The sequence below is a fragment of the Methylobacterium sp. Leaf125 genome, from assembly GCF_001423085.1.
GTDB lineage: Bacteria > Pseudomonadota > Alphaproteobacteria > Rhizobiales > Beijerinckiaceae > Methylobacterium.
Genome location: NZ_LMNU01000048.1, coordinates 38,319 through 54,297 on the forward strand (window position 1 = coordinate 38,319; position 15,979 = coordinate 54,297).

Here is a 15,979-nt window from a genome sequence, read left to right on the forward strand (position 1 = left end):
CGCCGCGATCCCGTCGATGGCCGCCACCGCCTGGCCCGTCGAGCCCTGGATCTGGCTGATGTGCTCGCCGATCTCCTGCGTGGCCCGCGCCGTCTGGTTGGCCAGCTCCTTGACCTCGGCGGCCACCACCGCGAAGCCCCGGCCCGCCTCCCCTGCCCGCGCCGCCTCGATCGTGGCATTCAGCGCCAGCAGGTTGGTCTGGCCGGCGATCGAGGTGATCATCGTCACCACGTCGCCGATGCGCGCCACCGCCGTGTTGAGCTGCTGTACGAGTTCGGCGGTCTCGGCGGCTTCCTGGACGGCGCCGTGTGCCATGGTCGNCGGCCACGGCGGTCTGGGCCATGGCGGCCGAGCTGCCGACCTGGCGGCCGATCTCCTGCACCGAGGAGCCGAGCTCCTCGGCCGCGGCCGCCACGGTGTTGACGTTGGCGGCGGCCTCGTCGGCCGCGGCCGCCACGCTGCTGGACTGGTTGGCGGTCTGGGTGGCGGTGCCGGCCATGCTCTGGGCGGTGGCCTGCAGCTCGGTGGCCGAGCTCGTCACCATGCTGATGATGCCGCCCACCGCGCCCTCGAAGCTGTCGGCCATCGCCCGCATCGCCGCCTTGCGCTGCGCCTCGGCCCCGGCCCGCGCCAGCACCGTCTCCTCCTCGAGCTTGCGGGTCTGGAGCAGGTTGTCCCGGAACACGCTCACCGCGGCGGCCATGTCGCCGATCTCGTCGCGACGGGTCCGGGACGGAATGTCCACGCTGGTGTCGCCCCCGGCCAGCCTGCCCATGGTGCGCGTCATGCGCTCGATCGGACGCGCGACGCCGAACAGGCTGAACAGCATCGTGCCGATGGCCGCCACCATCGAGATCGTCATCGCGATCCAGGCCGTCAGCATGGCCGAGCCGGCGCTGGCCAGGCTCAGCGCGGTGCTGTTCTGGGCGCCCTCCCGGTTGAAGTCGACGGCCCGCTGCAGGGCCCGGATGGCGCCGTTGTTCAGGTCGGCCATCGCGGCGCTGGTGGTGAGCGCCAGGGCGTCGGCCTGGCGGCCGGCCTTCATGAGGTCGATGACCTGCTGCTGGCCCTCGCCGTAGCGCGTCCACAGGGGCGTGAAGGTGTCGTAGAGCGCCTTCTCCTCGGCGGAGCTGATCAGCGGCTCATAGGTCCGGCGCAGGCCGTCGAGGGTCTTCATGGCGGTCTTCAGGCCCGCCTCGTTCTCGGCCAGCGCCTGCGGCGTCTCGGAGGCGACGACGAAGCGGTACAGCTTCACCCGCACGTCGCGCGTCGCCGTGCTGATCGTGTTCACGACGTTGACGGAGGGAAGCCAGTTCGTCGCGACCTCGTTCACCTCGTGCTCGATCGCCCTGAGCTTCACGACGCTGACCACGCCCTGACCCGCCGCGGCCACGCCGAGCAGGGTTACCGAACCGATCAGGATGGATTTCAGAGACACACGCATCGTTGTGGAACCGTCCGGATTTGCATTCCGACCGGAGGAAACAACTGCATGCTTAACATGGCGTTATCAGATTGGCCTGGAACGTAACGAGGACTGATTTGTCATGTTTCCGACGATCGATGCCGCCGGAGCGATTACGTCCAATGCTGTCCGTTCAACGGTCGCCGAAGCTCGCTATATGGTCCGATAGCGCCCGGTTACACGCGCCGCGTGAGGTCAGATGCCCGCGTACCAGGGGAAGCCGAGCTCGGCGACCATGCTGCCGCGCCCCTTGCCGAGGCCCTCGACCCGATCCACGGCCTCGATGGCGCTGATGTACTTCAGGCTCTTGTAGCCGAGCTGGCGCTCGACCCGCAGGCGCACCGGCGCCCCGTGCGCCACCGGCAGGTCGCCGCCGTTCATGCCGTAGGCGAGGATGGTCTGCGGATGGAGGGCGTCGAACAGGTCGTAGCTGTCCCACCAGCCATCGACGCTGCGCACCACGATGAAGCGCGCCTCCGGCCGCAGCCCGACCTGGGTCAGCAGGTGGGCCAGCGGCACGCCGGTCCAGGCGCCGATGGCCGACCAGCCCTGCTCGCAGGCATGAAGCGTGATCTGGGTGCGGGCGGGCATCGCCCTCAGATCGGCCAGCGAGAAGCCTCCCGGGCGCGCCACGAGGCCGGTGACCGGAAGCGTCCAGTCGGAGAAACCCAGCGCCTTCGAACGCCGGTAATCGGGATTGTCCGGGTCGGTGGTGTTGATGGTCGGGAACACCGCCGAGATCGCCTCCGGCCCGAACTCGCGCACCAGGGGCTGGTGGCGCTGGAGCCAGCGCTGGACCGCGAAGGTCAGGCCGTTGCTCCAGTCGTAGGGGGTGGCGAGCCGCGAGAGCGCCGGGGCGTCGCAGCCGCCGAGGAGGCCGGCGCCGATCAGGCTGCCGGAGCCGGTGAGGAGGCGGCGGCGCGAGAGGTCACGCATCGGGGGGCTCCGCGAAGGGGGGGCGGGTCGTCGCCGGCGGAACCCGGAAGCGTCCGGTGATCATCGACCGCATCAGGTTGCCGGCCCCGCCGACGAAGACCTGGGCCACGTGCACCACGAGGAAGAGCACGAGCAGGCAGGCGACGGCGAAGTGCAGGGTGCGCGCCGATTGCCGGCCGCCGAACAGGGCGAAGAGCTCCGGATAGGCCGCCGTGACCCCCGGCGACATGGTGAGCCCGGTGAGCACCATCAGCGGAAACAGCACGAACAGGACGACGAGATAGGCGAATTTCTGCAGGGCGTTGTAGCGCAGGGCCTCGCGTCCGCGCGCCGGCTTGAGGCGGGCATGGTCGGCGATCTCGCGGGCGAGGTGGCCCGGGGCCAGCTGATCGCGATCCGGCACGAGGTCGCGGGCGAAGTGACCGCCCACGAAGGCCACGATGAGGTAGACGATCCCGTTGAGGACGAGCACCCAGGCCGCGAGGAAGTGCAGGTTGCGGCCCCAGCCCGTCTGTTCGAGGTTCACGGGCAACGGCAGGTCGAGGGCGGCCGGCGCCCCGTTGGCTCCGGTCTCGCCCCAGAACAGCCGCGGCAGGGCGAGCAGGATCGCGATGCCGCTGACCAGGAGCGCAAGGAACGCGACGGCGTTGAGCCAATGCGTCAGGCGCACCCAGGCGGCGTGCCGGTGAACCAGGGACGGTCCCGGATCCTCCGCCATCGGCGGGCGGCTCACGCGGGGGCCCGCAGCACGTCGAGGCGATAGCGCTCGGTGCGGCCCCTGCGGTCGGGTTCGAGGGCACCGCGGGTGAGAGCGATCAGCGTCTCGACCGCCGCATCGGCGCTCAAGGGGAAGTTCGTCTCCCCGAGCCAGTGGACCAGGATGACCTCGCCCCCCGGTTTCAGGGCCGCCGCCAGGCGCACGGCGATGTGGGCCAGGTCCTCGGGCGTGAAAAAGTACAGCACTTCGGAGAGCACCACGAGGTCGAACCGGCCGGGGGGCCACTCCGCCGGCACCGCGGCGCGCCGGAACGCGACCTGGGGGCACGCCGTGCAACGGGCGCGGGCGGCATCGAGGGCCGTCTCGGCCACGTCGAGGGCGAGCAGCGCCGCGCAGCGGTCGGCCAGCCGGCGGGTCAGCACGCCGATCGAGCAGCCCACCTCCAGGGCCTCCGGGTAGGTCTCGCGGCCCAGCGCCGCCAGGGTTGCCTCGTACTTGGCGTGCTCGTAGGGGCTGGTGGTGAAGTCCCACGGATCGGGGTTCGCGGCGTAGAGGTCCGTGAAGTAATCCGGCGGCAGCGTATGTGGGGAGCGTGTCATCACCGTCACCGCCTAAAGATCGGCCGGACCCTCGTCGGGGCCCGGCGCCCCGGCGGAATCGCGCCAGAGCCGGTCCGCCGGTCGCGCATCGCCGAGGACGTAGGCCGCCGCGCTGGTCAGGGCCCGGTCGGGCCCGGGCTGGCGCAGGTAGGTCGCCAGGTCGCGCGCCAGCCGCTCGAGGGGATGCGGACTGAGGAAGCCCGCCAATCCCACGGAGCGATGGGCCCGCTCCAGCACGTCGAGGCCGGCCCGCTCCACCGCGAGACGCGTGAGATTGACGTAGGCGATCACCCGGTCCGGCTCCGCCCCGGGGTCGGCGGCGAGCCGGGCGGCCTGAGCCACGAAGAGGCGGGCGCCCTCCACCGCGATCGCGGCCTCACCCAGGCGGGCCGCCTGATGCGGGTCGCCGCCGCGGCCTGTGGCCCGCAGATGCGCCCGCAGGACGTCGAACACCGCCTCGATGCCGCCGAGTTGTACCGCGGCGAAGCGCCAGGCGCCGGCGGAGAAGTGCGGCTCGGCGAAGTAGTCGTCCGGGCCACCGACGAAGCAACCGGGGCCGGCGGGCAGGCCGGTGAAGTCGAGGAGACCGGAGGTCGAGGCCCGCATACCCTGCGCCTGCCAGCCGGACAGGTCGGCCCGGGTCCCGGTCTCGAGATCCGCGATCAGCATCTGCTGGCGGCCGTCGGGCCGGCGCGCCGTGACCAGGGGGCGGGTGACCGAGCCGGCCCCGGAGGCGAAAGACTTGACCCCCGCCAGCATCCAGGCGTCCCCGGCCGGTGCGGGGCCGTCGGGGATTGCCAGGCTCGGGCCGCCGGCTTCCTCAGGGCTGAGGCCGGCTTTCTCGAGGCTGAGGCCGCCGACTTTCTCAAGGCTGAGGCCGCCGGCCTGGGGCTGGGTATTCCAAACGCCGAACAGGTGTCCGGCACGGACGTCGCCGGCCAGCCGCTCCATCACCGCCGGCTCCGCATAGCGCAGCACCAGGGACAGGGCGTTGACGTGGCCTTCGTAGAGGCGACCGAGGGCGAGGCTGCCCCGGCCGATCTGCGCCAGGACATCGGCGAGAACCGGCGCCATCGCGGGGGCGTCGAGACCGGCCCCGCCCAGGGCTACCGGCAGCGGCGCGGCGAGCAGCCCGGCCCGATGCGCGTGGGTGATGTCCTCGGCCGGAAAACCGCCGTCCCGATCGAGGGCATCGGCGCGTTCGCCCGCGCGGTCCGCGACCGCGCGGGCCGCGGCCTGGATGCGGACGGCGTGGGTCTCCGAACGATCCTGAAGATGCCGATGCGATGGGATGAAGTTCATACCCAGCACATGGATCACGCCCGCGCGATCTCCAGATGGCGGGCGCGTTTAGAAGGCCGGTTTTCCCCGCGTCAAAGGGCGCTGGAGCGTCCCCGGATTAATCCGCCGTCGCCGCCCGTGCCCGCTCGGCGCGGCCGGCCCGCAGGTCGGTCAGCATGTCCCGCACGGTCCAGCCCACAGTCAGCAAAGTGAAGCTGCCGATGGCCACGATCAGGGCAGCCCCCACCAGCATCTTGGCGGTCTCGATATCCACGGTCCAGGTTCCCGAATACAGGTGTGCGTCACCGCATTCCGCGATGAAAACGATGATCACGGTCTTAAGATACGCCTTGCTGCCGGAACCCGGCAGACCCGCCCGACGAAACGCTGGCATGCAGCGATCCGGGTCCGGCGGGTGCGGCCGCACACGGATGTCCGGCGCGGCTCCGGGGGAGCACACCTGTTTGGGCCGGCCGCCGGCCACGGATCGAGCGCGTCGTCCGCCTTCGAAGCCGGTGGGGCGTGCGGGTGTTTCCGGCTGCGAGCGCGGAGCGGGATCGAGGGGGGCGACCTCGCGCGGGAGCCGGACAGGGCTTGGCCGCGCAGGCGCGGAGCAAGCGTCCCCGGAGGCGGGTCGAGCGCCCGTCGAGCGCCCCTGGGTATCTTCGTTAAAGGTCCGGCGGCAATCCCTCCGGTATAAGGAAGGCCTCGGCGAGGCGCGTTGACTCAAGGCTGCTCTGATGTTCGTGCTCATCCTGGATGATGCGCCCCTGAACAACATGCTGATGGTGGAGGCTCTCCGCGACCTCCCCGGCTGCACGGCCCGTGATTTCCTCCGGCCCGACGATGCCCTGGCGTTCGTCCGCGAGCACCCGGCCGAGATCGGCGTTGCCATCTCCGACTTCGAGATGCCGGGCATGAACGGCATCGCGTTCATCCGCGCCGCCCGGGACATCCCGGGCTTCGAGCATGTGCCGGTGATCATGGTGACGAGCCTGGACCAGCGCGCGCTGCGCCGGGACGCGCTGGCCGCCGGCGCCACCGATTTCCTCGCCAAGCCCTTCGATCCGGTCGAAGTGCGCGCCCGTGTCTCGAACCTGCTCGCCCTCAACCAGGCGCGCCTGGCGCAGATCGACCGTGCGGCCTGGCTCGATCGCGAGGTGAAGGCCGCCACCGCCCTCATCGTCGCCCGCGAGCGCGAGATCATCAGCCTGCTGATGAAGGCCGTCGAACATCGCGACTCGGAGACCGGCAACCACGTGGCGCGGGTCGCCGAATACGTGGCCCGGATCGCCGAGGGCTTGGGCTTTGCCGCGGAGGAGGTGGAGCAACTCAGCCTGGCCTCCACCATGCACGATATCGGCAAGCTCAGCGTTCCGGATTCGATCCTGCTGAAACCCGGGCGCCTGTCCGCGGACGAGCGCCGGACGATGGAGGCGCATGCCGAGCGCGGCCGTCGCATCCTCGAAGGCAGCGACTCGCGTCTGGTCCGCCTCGCGGCGGAGATCGCGGCCACCCACCACGAGCGCTGGGACGGCCGCGGCTATCCGGCCGGCCTCCGCGGGGAGGCCATTCCCCTGTCGGGGCGGATCGTGGCCGTGGCGGACGTCTACGATGCCCTGACCTCCGATCGGCCGTATAAGACGGCGTGGTCGCCGGCGGAAGCGTTGGCCCATCTCCAGGATGAGGCCGGGCGTCATTTCGATCCCGCCTGCGTGGAAGCCTTCCTGAAGTCTCGCGCCCGCTGAAGCAGACCGGTCGTGGCGCGGCGCTCAACTTCAGGAAGACTCCAGGATCCTGTTGCGTGACCTTAACCTTGATCCTGTCTTCGCCCGAACACAGTGATTTTTCGGGGACGGTTTCAGGAGGTCGGTAACCCGCCCCTCGTAAGCGTAACGGCATGACTGCCGCCCACGCCGCCAAGTTTGCCGCCTGTTTCCGCACGGACCAACGTGGCGGCGTCCTTGTACTCGTCGCCCTGCTGTTTCCGATCCTGACCGGCCTGAGCGCCGTGGCGATCGACTACGCCTCCCTGGTCAAGCGGCGGGCCGAGCTCCAGCGCGCCGCCGACAGCGGCAGCATTGCGGGGGTCAACCAGTTCAAGCTCGCCAATGCGGACGACGCGGCCGCGATCCGCACCGCCAAGGCCATGGCTCTGGCCCAGGCCCGCAGCGGCAGCGCGGCGCCCCCGGCCGTGACGGCCGAGGTGCTCAACAACCATTCCGGCGTCCGCCTCACGCTCAGCGAGCAGGTCGCCCTGTCCTTCGGCAAGCTCCTCAACATCCCGAGCCTGGAGGTGAGCGTCTCGTCGACGGCGAAGCTCGCCGGCACCACGCGGCTGTGCCTGCTCGCCCTCGACCGCCAGGCAATGGGCGCCTTCCACCTGGAGAGCGCGGCCCGCATCACCGCCACCGATTGTTCGCTCTACTCGAATTCCACCCACCCGGAGGGCATCCAGGGCGAGAACGCGGCGGTGGCCACCGCCCTCTCCACCTGCTCCGCCGGCGGCTATTCCGGGTCGGGCGCCAACTTCACGCCGCCGCCGGCCACCGGGTGCCCCGCCCTGCGTGATCCCCTGATCGATCGGCAGGGCCCGACGCCGGGCTCCTGCGTCAGCCTCGGCTTCTTCGTCGATCCGAAGAAGTTCATCGACGGCATCGACGACCCGACCTACGGCGTCAACGTCGTGAGCGGGATCGTCACCCTGCAGCCCGGCACCTATTGCGGCGGCCTGCACATCACCAAGGGCGCGGTCGTGACGCTGCAGCCCGGGATCTACATCCTCAAGGACGGCCCCCTCGTGGTCGACAAGGATGCCAGCCTGAGCGGCGTCAACACGGGCTTCTACTTCACCGGCGTGCGCGGCGGCCTGCTCTTCGACGAGAAGAGCATCATCAGCCTCACCGCGCCGAAGACCGGCCTGCTGGCGGGGCTGCTGTTCTTCGAGGACCGCAACGCGACCATTCCGTCCATCCTGCCGCTGCCGCTCGGCGGAAAAGGCAAGCCCAAGCCCGCGCCCGGCGGGTTCATCGCCCTGCGCGAATACCGCATCATCAGCGACAATGCCCGCACGCTCCTGGGGACCATCTACCTGCCCCTCGGCCGCCTGATCATCGATTCCAAGAAGCCGGTCGCCGATCAGTCGGCCTACACGGTGATCATCGCCCGGACGATCAACCTCTATGACGGCCCGAACCTGATGCTGAACGCCCGCTACGGCAGCACCGACGTGCCCGTGCCGGCCGGCGTCGGACCGAGCTCGGCCGACACGCAGCTCACGCAGTAGGCCGGGCGCCACCGACAGGCGGCTCGTGCTGGCCGACCGGCCCGGCCGCTCAGCGCGGCGGGCAGGCGGTGCCGCTACCCAGGACGACTTCGGGGCTCATGCTCGCGTAGCGCCGGCCGTAGCGGACCGGCCACAGGGTCTTGCGGGTGATGACGAAGCCCGGGCCGCCATCCCTGAACAGGGACGAGCCGGTCACCGGCTTGTAGGGCGCGCTGATCTCCACGAGCAGCAGGCGCGTCCCCTTCGGCTGCAGGCTGTCGGCGACGGCGACGGGGGCGGGCGCCCCGGGGGCACGGACCGGCGACCCCGCCGCGGCCACGCTGGAGCAGATCTGCAGCGGGCCCGTCTCGGTGTCGCCCACCACCCCCACCGCGCTCACCGTCATCTGCACCCCGGTGCCGTCGAAGGGCGCGAGCACGATGGGCGCCACCTGGAACACGTCGTTCACCTCGTCCGCCGTCGGCATCGTGCGCTGGGAGAGCGTGTCGCCGATGGTGCGGGACAGGATGTCGACCTTGCGCACGTTGCGCATCACGCTCGTGATCTCCACCGCTCCGAAGTAGATGAGCAGCAGCACCGGTACGATCAGGGCGAATTCGACGATCGCGACGCCGTCCTCCGCCCGTGCGAAGCCCGCGGCGACCCGCTCACCCATCCGACGGCGTGCGATCACGGAGCGAAGGCGCGCGACCGCCATGGCTCAACAGCCGCTGCCGCCGGTGGAGTTGCCCTCCAGCTGCAGCACGGACGTGGCGTTGATGAGCCAGCTCCCGTCCTGAAACTGGGTCTTCACGACACCGAACTTCTGGAACGTGTGCTGCGCGAAGGCGGCCTGGACCACCACCACGCTGCCCTTCGTGAGACAGCCGTGCTGGACGCCGAAATCCGCCCGCCAGGTCCCCGAGGCGGGGTCGATCGGGCTGGTCCGGTCGATCCGGGTGAAGCTGTCGTAGACGCCAATATCGATCTTCAGGTTCTCGCAGCGGACGAACGGATTGACCTGGCGGCAGACCTCGCTGCGCACGGCGTCGAGGAGCGAGGTGGCCGAGGCGCCGGACTGGACGTAGAACTGCCGCATCGAGGCATCGAGGCCGTTGTCCAGCGCAGACGTGACCCAGAACACCAGCGCGTTCTCGAGGACGAAGAAGATCAGGATGCAGAGGGGAAACAGGACCAGGGCGAATTCGACCGCCATGGCGCCCGACTGATCCTGCCGGAACCGCCGCGGACCGGATCGCGCCAGGACGATGCGCAGCGACGTCCCGCCCCCGCCGCCGGGTGCGTGGCCAGAACCTGCGGCAACGCGATCGGGATTCACGAGTTCAGGATTTGCGGGATCGCACATGGATACGGGCGGCATACGGATCGGGCGGCCGATCGGAACGCGTTCGAGGGGGCGTCGGCAGCCCTGCCCTGGTCTAGCGCCGACCACTTAAGATTCCGGCAAGCCGGACGAAGCGCTGTCCCGCCGGAAAGGCATCGAGGCATTCGTGGCTGCGCCGCCAAGACTTCGCGTGGAACCGTTCCCCCGATCACCGGATCGGGACGGAGAGGTTCAGTGCCTGGTCGCGGCTCGACGCTCGATGCGCGTGCTGATTGCGGATGGGGCCGCTCGAATGCCTGTCTCCGGGTCCGTTCCGGACGTATCGCGACGGCGCGCTCGGAGAACGATTAAGACCCTTCCAACCAACACCCGGTACGCTGGCGCCACCATGACCGATCCCCGGCGCGCCCCCGACCCTTCCCGGCAAACCCCTCCGTCCGCCCGGCGTCCGGGTCGGCAGCGCACCCTGGCCGGACGCCTGGCCCTGGCGGTCTGCGCCTCCGTGGCGATCGCCTTCCTCGCCGGAACGCTGCTCTCGCTCTGGCAGGAAGTGAATCGCTACGCCGACGACAAGCGGGACGGCCTCGTCGCCATCGCCAACGTGCTCGCGGCGGCGAGCGCGCGGGCCACGGCGGCCGGGGACGAGGCGGCGGCGGCCCGCGTCCTGAACGCCATCGGCAAGACCCGCGACGCCAGGGTCCTTAACGGCGAGGCGAGCGACGGCGAGACGGTGGACGACCGAACCGGGGAGGGAGACCGGAGCGAGCTCGTCTATGCGGCCATCGAGCGCCCCGACGGCTCGATCCTGGCCGACCGGGGCCTCACGGCCCGCCTTACCGATGATTTCGACCTTCGAAAGGGGCAGTCGCCCCTGGCCCTCCTCACCAGCCGGACCGCCCTGGTGGCGGTGACCGTCGAGGAGGCGGGCCGGACAGTCGGCAATCTCATCCTCGTCTCCGACCTGGCCGACCTCAACGACCGCCTGCTGGCGCTGCTGCGGACCTCGGCCCTGATCTCGAGCCTGGTCATGGTCCTGGGCTTCGCGATCTCCTACGCGATCCAGCGGGCGATCACCCAGCCGATCGCGGCGCTCGCCGGCACCATGGACCGCGTCCGCGTCGCGCAGGACTACACGCAGGGCGCGGTGATCGCGCGGGACGACGAGGTCGGCGTGCTGGCGCGCTCGTTCAACGCGCTCCTCGACACCGTGCGGGAGCGCGACGCCCGCCTGGCGCAGCACATGCAGCGCCTGGAGGCCGACGTGGCGGAACGCACCGCCGACCTGCACGAGGCCAAGCAGGCGGCCGAGGCCGCCAACGCCGCCAAGTCGACCTTCCTGGCCACCATGAGCCACGAGATCCGCACGCCGCTCAACGGCATGCTGGTGATGGCCGAACTCCTGGCGGCTTCCGAGTTGCCCCAGCGGCAGCAGCGTTACGCCGAGGTGGTCGCCCGCTCCGGGCAGAGCCTGCTGGCGATCATCAACGACATCCTCGACTTCGCGAAGGTGGAGGCGGGCAAGCTCGATCTGGAGCGCATCGCCGTCGATCCGTCCGAGATCGTCGACACCGTGGTCTCGCTCTTTGCCGAGAAGGCCGTCGAGACCGGCCTCGACCTCGCCGCCTACGTGGCGCCGGACGTACCGCGCCAGGTGCTCGGCGATCCGGTGCGCCTCGGCCAGATCCTCAGCAACTTCGTCAACAATGCCCTGAAGTTCACCCCGTCCGGCTCGGTCCTGGTGCGGCTGGAGCGCGGCGCGGCCGGCATGCTGCGCCTCAGCGTCCGGGATACCGGCGTCGGCATCCCGGCCGACAAGGTCGGGACCCTGTTCTCGGCCTTCGCGCAGGCCGATCAGTCGACCACCCGGCGCTTCGGCGGCACCGGCCTCGGCCTCTCAATCGCCCATCGCCTCGCCCTCGCCATGGGCGGTCGCATGGGTGTCGAGAGCGTGCTCGGTGCCGGCTCGACCTTCTGGGCCGAGTTGCCCCTGGAGGCGATCGGTTCCGGCGCGCCGACCCTCGTCCGGCGTGCGGACGCGGTCGGGGCCGGGATCGTGCTCGCGCTGTCGGGCGACGCCACGCGAGAGAGCCTCGGGCTCTGCCTCGCGGAAGCCGGGTTCACCTGCCGTCCGGCGGAGGCGGCCGGGGCAGAGGCGGCGCACTGGATCGCGGATGCGGCCACGATCCTGGCCCTGGGGCGTCGCCCGACCGGTCCGGGCCGGGTCCTGGCCCTGGCGCGCCTCGGCGATGCCGCCGCGGCCCCGGTCCTGGAGGCGGGCTGGGCCGATCATCTCCTGAGCTGGCCGGTTGTCCAGGAGGAGTGGCGCGGGGCCCTGGACTCCCTGGCCGGCGGGACGCCGTTCGCCTCCGGACCGGGCACCCGCCTGTCCGCCCGCAGGCGCCTGCCGCAATTCCCCGCCGCGCGCATCCTGGTGGCCGACGACAGCCCGGTGAACCGCGAGGTCGCCCGCGAGGCCCTGGCCCGCTGTGGCGTCACCGCCCTCACCCTGGTCGAGGACGGCCGCGCCGCACTCGAAGCCTGTCGCGACCGGGCGTTCGACCTCATCCTGATGGACGGCAGCATGCCGGTCCTCGACGGCTACGCGGCGGCCGAGGCCATTCGGGCCGAGGCCCTCGCGCAGGGCCGCGCCCGCACGCCCATCGTCGCTCTCACGGCCCATGTGGTCGGGGCCGGTGCCGAGGCGTGGCGCGAGGCCGGAATGGACGCCAAGCTGGCCAAGCCCTTCACCCTGGCGGCCCTCGCCGACACGCTGGCGGCCTTCCTGGTGCCCGAGGCGGAAAGCGCGGGCGCGCCGAGACTCTCCGTGCTCGATGCCGCGCCCGATGCCGCGCCCGAGCGGGAGACGGCCGGCCTCCTCGACGAGGACGTACTCGCGGGATTGATCGACATGGCGGCCCGGGCCGGCGGCGATTTCAGTGCGCGCGTGCTCGGCCTCTATCGGGACCACGCGCCGAAGGCCCTCGCGGACCTCCGGGTGGCGGCGAGCCGCGGCGATGCCGATGCGATCGCGCGCGCGGCGCACAGCCTGAAGTCGATGAGCCTGAACATCGGTGGCCGCGCCCTGGGTCTGGTGCTGGGAGAAATCGAGGCCGAGGCCCGCGCCGGCGCCGTCCGTGCCACGGACGCGGAGATCGCCGGTCTGTCGCCATTGCTGGACCGGACCCTGGAGGCCCTCGCGGCCCGGCTCGGGCAGGCGCTCGATCCGGACGAGGTGGGGGCGGCGCGGCGTTCGGCCTGAGCGGCTCCGCCCCGGAGCGGGCGGTGTCTATGCGAGGATCCCGGCGGGTCTGATCGGTGTGGAGCCTCTGCCCGCACGGCCAGAGGCTCGGTGGGAACCGGCGCCTCCGTTCGCGCGCGGGCGCCCGCTCTCAAGCACGAGCCAGCCGTGAGGCGGCGTCGAGGGCGTCGGGGGGGCGGCGTCCCCGGTCAGCTCCATGCATGGAAGGGTGGGTTCACCCCGTTGAGGGCGTGATTGCCGACGATCGCGTATTTCCAGCGCACGGGGTCGTGGAGCGTGTGGGTACGGGCGTTGCGCCAGTGCCGGTCGAGGTTGTGCTCGGCCAGCGTCGCACGGGTGCCGGCGAGCTCGAACAGGGTGTTGCTGGCGCTGAGCGCCACCTCGGTGGTGAGCACCTTGGCTTCCGCTACCGCGAGCTGCGCGGCCGCCACCGTCTCGGCAGCGGGGGCGGCCACGGCGGCGTCGAGGGCGAGGCCCGCCCGGTCGAGCAGCGCCTCGGCCGCATGCAGGCGGATCGTCAGGTCGCCGACGATGCGGATGGTGTGGGGGTCGTCGGAGGCACGCGCCAGGCCGCTGTCGATCCAGGGGCGCGATTTCGTGCGCACGAAGTCGATGGTCTCGGCGAGCGCCGCCCGGGCGATGCCCGCATCCACGGCCGCCTGGATGATCTGGAAGATCGCACCGTCGGCGCTCGGCTGCGCGTAGCCCTTCCAGGCCGGCACCAGGTGGGTTTTCGGCACGCGCACGCCGTCGATCCGCACGGTGCCGCTCGCGGTGGTGCGCTGGCCGAAGCTCGACCAATCGTCGATCACCGTCAGGCCGGGCGCGTTGCGCTGCGCGATGGCGTACCAGGCCCGGCCCTCGCCATCGAGGGCCACGATGGGCACGAGATGGGCGAGCAGCGCACCGGTGGCGTAGAACTTGGTGCCGTGCACCACCACGTGGTCGCCGTCCTCCACGAAATGGGTCTTGAAGTCGGCGGCGCGCGGCGTGCCGATCTCCGAGAAGGCGTTGCCGAACCGGGTACCGGCCAGGACGAGGCCGAACAGCAGGGCCTTCTGGGCCTCGTCCGAGACCGTGTCGATGGCGGCCACGATGCCGAGGTGGTTCTGGGCGATCTGACCGATCGACGGGTCGGCGGCCGAGATGAGGGCGATCACCTCGGCCAGGATCCTGTAGGACAGCCCCGGCCCGCCATGGGCCCGCGGCACGGTGATCGACCACAGGCCGCTCTGGGAGAACGCGTCGAGCTCGGCCAGGGGGCGGCGCCCGGTGCGGTCGCGCTCGGAGGCGCCGGCCCGGAACGTTTTCGCCAGGGCGTGGGCGACGCGCAGGGCCTCGGCCGCGTCGCGGATGACGTGGGCCGGCGCGACCGGCCGCGCGGGGCCGGGTGCCCCGTCGGGCCAGCGATCGGTGTCGCGCGGGGGCGGGCTGACGGCGATGGTCATGGGATGTCTCCGGATCAGGGGGCGCGTTCGGGACGGGCTCGGCTCAGGCCGCCTGCGCCCGCTCGCGGCGCGCGGCCTCCAGGGCCCGCACCCGCGGGATCACGTGTTCGCCGAAATACGCGACCTCCTCCTGGAAGTGCAGGAAGGCCAGCAGGGCGAGGTCGACGCCGACCTCCTTCAGCGCCACGATGCGCTCGGCGATCTGGTCGGGCGTGCCGATCAGGTTGGTCTTGAAGCCGTCGTTGTACTGGACGAGATCCTCGAAGCTCGACTTGGCCCAGTTGCCCTCGCCCTCCGGCGAGGCCTTGCCGGCGTTCTTCGCCTCGTGCCCGAAGGCCTTCACGGCGTCCGGGTCGGCGTGGTCGATGATCTCCTGGAGGACGGCGCGGGCCTCCGCCTCGGTGTCGCGGGCGATGACGAAGGCGTTGACGCCGACCTTCACCGCGTGGCCGTTGGCGCGCGCCTTGGCCTGGACGTCGTCGACCTGGGCCCGGATGCCCTCGGGCGTGTTGCCGTTGGTGAAGTACCAGTCCGAGACGCGGGCCGCCATGTCGCGCGCCGCCCGGGATGAGCCGCCCTGGAAGATCTCGGGCTGCGGATCGGCGGGTTTCGGCTTCAGGGTATAGTCGCTGTAGCGGTAGAAATCGCCCCGGAAGGTGAAATTGTCCTGGGTCCAGATCCCCCGCAGGGCCCGGATGAACTCCTCCGAGCGGCGGTAGCGCTCGTCATGGTCGAGCCACGGCTCGCCGATGGCGCGGAACTCGCCCGAGAACCAGCCCGAGACCACGTTGATGGCGATACGCCCCTCCGTGATCTGGCTGATGGTGGCGATCTGCTTGGCGGCGAGCGTCGGGTTCCAGGGACCCGGCAGCAGAGCGGCGATCACCTTCAGCTTGGAGGTGGCTGCCAGCAGGGCGTGGCTGAAGGCGACGGATTCGTGCTGATACTCGGCGCCGTAGCCGGCGGTGAAGCGGATCTGCGTGAGGGCGTAGTCGAACCCGGCTTCCTCTGCGATCTGCGCGAGGCGCCGGTTGTAGGGCGCGTCCCAACTCGTGCGCTGGGCGATCTTGCTGATGACGAGGCCGCCCGAGACGTTGGGGACCCAGTAGGCGAAGCGGATCGGTTCGCTGCCGTCACGAATTTCGGCTTGAAAGGCCATCTTCCCACCCCTGCGTTGATCGAGCCAGGCGTTCCGGCAGGGCCCATGGGGCCGCGCCCCAATACCGACCCTTTGACGGAATGAATACAAAAACCGGGAGCATCACATGCTTGTGAAGACTGATATTGTCTCGATTAGTGTTCCGGTTTGTCGTTGTGTTCCTAGGATTGCGCGAAGTTGTCCGTGCGTCAAAGGAAGCAAACGGCTTTTTTCGGTCCGAACGGAAAAGCTCCTTCCCCGATCGCGAGCACTGGCCGGAAGTTTGCTTCACCGGCCCAAGTGCGGGGCGGGATCGCCCGCCCGGCCTCGATCTGGTGCACGCGGAGGCACGGGGAGATGAGGAGCGGCACGGTTTTCACCCAGGCAATGCCCTTATTCCAGGCGGAGATCGGGGGTGAAATCCAGTCGACGCAGTCGGCCTGCTTGGATCGATATCTTTTCGGGCAGGTCGATGCTGATAAGGTGGGCATGTGCTGCAAATTGCCGATCTTGTGTGCTTATAGA

13 protein-coding genes and 1 pseudogene are annotated in these 15,979 nt (G+C 70.6%); 3 read left to right on the forward strand and 11 right to left on the reverse strand.

Features of this window, described 5'->3' with window-relative positions; translation table 11 throughout:
* The 7 genes and pseudogenes from ASF58_RS26900 to ASF58_RS26830 form a co-directional block, all read right to left on the reverse strand.
* Positions 1–320 (reverse strand): methyl-accepting chemotaxis protein (locus tag ASF58_RS26900; RefSeq protein ID WP_244477460.1); only part of this gene is annotated, 320 nt, incomplete at both ends.
* 1 nt (position 321) lies between these two features.
* A pseudogene (locus tag ASF58_RS26825) lies at positions 322–1,444 on the reverse strand (MCP four helix bundle domain-containing protein); the annotation flags it as partial.
* Between the two features lie 216 nt (positions 1,445–1,660).
* Entirely contained in the window at positions 1,661–2,401 is a 741-nt protein-coding gene (locus tag ASF58_RS23145; protein ID WP_055958297.1) for a molybdopterin-dependent oxidoreductase, read from the reverse strand.
* On the reverse strand, positions 2,394–3,119 hold the full coding sequence (locus ASF58_RS23150; protein WP_055958300.1) for a cytochrome b/b6 domain-containing protein: 726 nt from the start codon (positions 3,117–3,119) through the stop codon (positions 2,394–2,396). Before ASF58_RS23150 ends, ASF58_RS23145 begins: the two co-directional genes overlap by 8 nt.
* Before the next feature lie 11 nt (positions 3,120–3,130).
* Positions 3,131–3,718 carry a class I SAM-dependent methyltransferase gene (locus tag ASF58_RS23155; RefSeq protein ID WP_055958747.1) on the reverse strand — a complete coding sequence of 196 codons (588 nt, stop codon included), beginning with the start codon at positions 3,716–3,718 and terminating at the stop codon, positions 3,131–3,133.
* A gap of 12 nt (positions 3,719–3,730) precedes the next feature.
* Positions 3,731–5,038, reverse strand: a complete 1,308-nt coding sequence (locus ASF58_RS23160; RefSeq protein ID WP_244477461.1) for an acyl-CoA dehydrogenase family protein — start codon at positions 5,036–5,038, stop codon at positions 3,731–3,733.
* 79 nt (positions 5,039–5,117) lie between these two features.
* Complete coding sequence (locus ASF58_RS26830; RefSeq protein ID WP_200930243.1) at positions 5,118–5,273, reverse strand: hypothetical protein; 156 nt, start codon at positions 5,271–5,273, stop codon at positions 5,118–5,120.
* 466 nt (positions 5,274–5,739) lie between these two features.
* Between ASF58_RS26830 and ASF58_RS23170 the strand changes: the two genes are divergently transcribed.
* Complete coding sequence (locus tag ASF58_RS23170; protein ID WP_055958308.1) at positions 5,740–6,747, forward strand: HD domain-containing phosphohydrolase; 1,008 nt, start codon at positions 5,740–5,742, stop codon at positions 6,745–6,747.
* 152 nt (positions 6,748–6,899) lie between these two features.
* Complete coding sequence (locus ASF58_RS23175) at positions 6,900–8,285, forward strand: pilus assembly protein TadG-related protein (protein WP_055958313.1); 1,386 nt, start codon at positions 6,900–6,902, stop codon at positions 8,283–8,285.
* Positions 8,286–8,334: 49 nt separating this feature from the next.
* On the opposite strand, the gene ASF58_RS23180 is transcribed toward ASF58_RS23175, so the two are convergent.
* Both ASF58_RS23180 and ASF58_RS23185 read right to left on the reverse strand, forming a co-directional pair.
* The gene (locus tag ASF58_RS23180; RefSeq protein ID WP_055958315.1) at positions 8,335–8,982 is read right to left on the reverse strand and encodes a TadE/TadG family type IV pilus assembly protein; all 648 of its coding nucleotides are present in this window, start codon (positions 8,980–8,982) and stop codon (positions 8,335–8,337) included.
* Between the two features lie 3 nt (positions 8,983–8,985).
* Entirely contained in the window at positions 8,986–9,480 is a 495-nt protein-coding gene (locus ASF58_RS23185) for a TadE family protein (RefSeq protein ID WP_055958318.1), read from the reverse strand.
* Positions 9,481–9,997: 517 nt separating this feature from the next.
* On the opposite strand from ASF58_RS23185, the gene ASF58_RS23190 reads away from it, so the two are divergent.
* Complete coding sequence (locus ASF58_RS23190; RefSeq protein WP_082513275.1) at positions 9,998–12,868, forward strand: ATP-binding protein; 2,871 nt, start codon at positions 9,998–10,000, stop codon at positions 12,866–12,868.
* Positions 12,869–13,056: 188 nt separating this feature from the next.
* On the opposite strand, the gene ASF58_RS23195 is transcribed toward ASF58_RS23190, so the two are convergent.
* Positions 13,057–14,316, reverse strand: a complete 1,260-nt coding sequence (locus tag ASF58_RS23195; protein WP_055958321.1) for an SfnB family sulfur acquisition oxidoreductase — start codon at positions 14,314–14,316, stop codon at positions 13,057–13,059.
* Between the two features lie 43 nt (positions 14,317–14,359).
* The gene (gene sfnG / locus ASF58_RS23200; protein WP_055958324.1) at positions 14,360–15,475 is read right to left on the reverse strand and encodes a dimethylsulfone monooxygenase SfnG; all 1,116 of its coding nucleotides are present in this window, start codon (positions 15,473–15,475) and stop codon (positions 14,360–14,362) included.
* Positions 15,476–15,979: the final 504 nt, after the last annotated feature.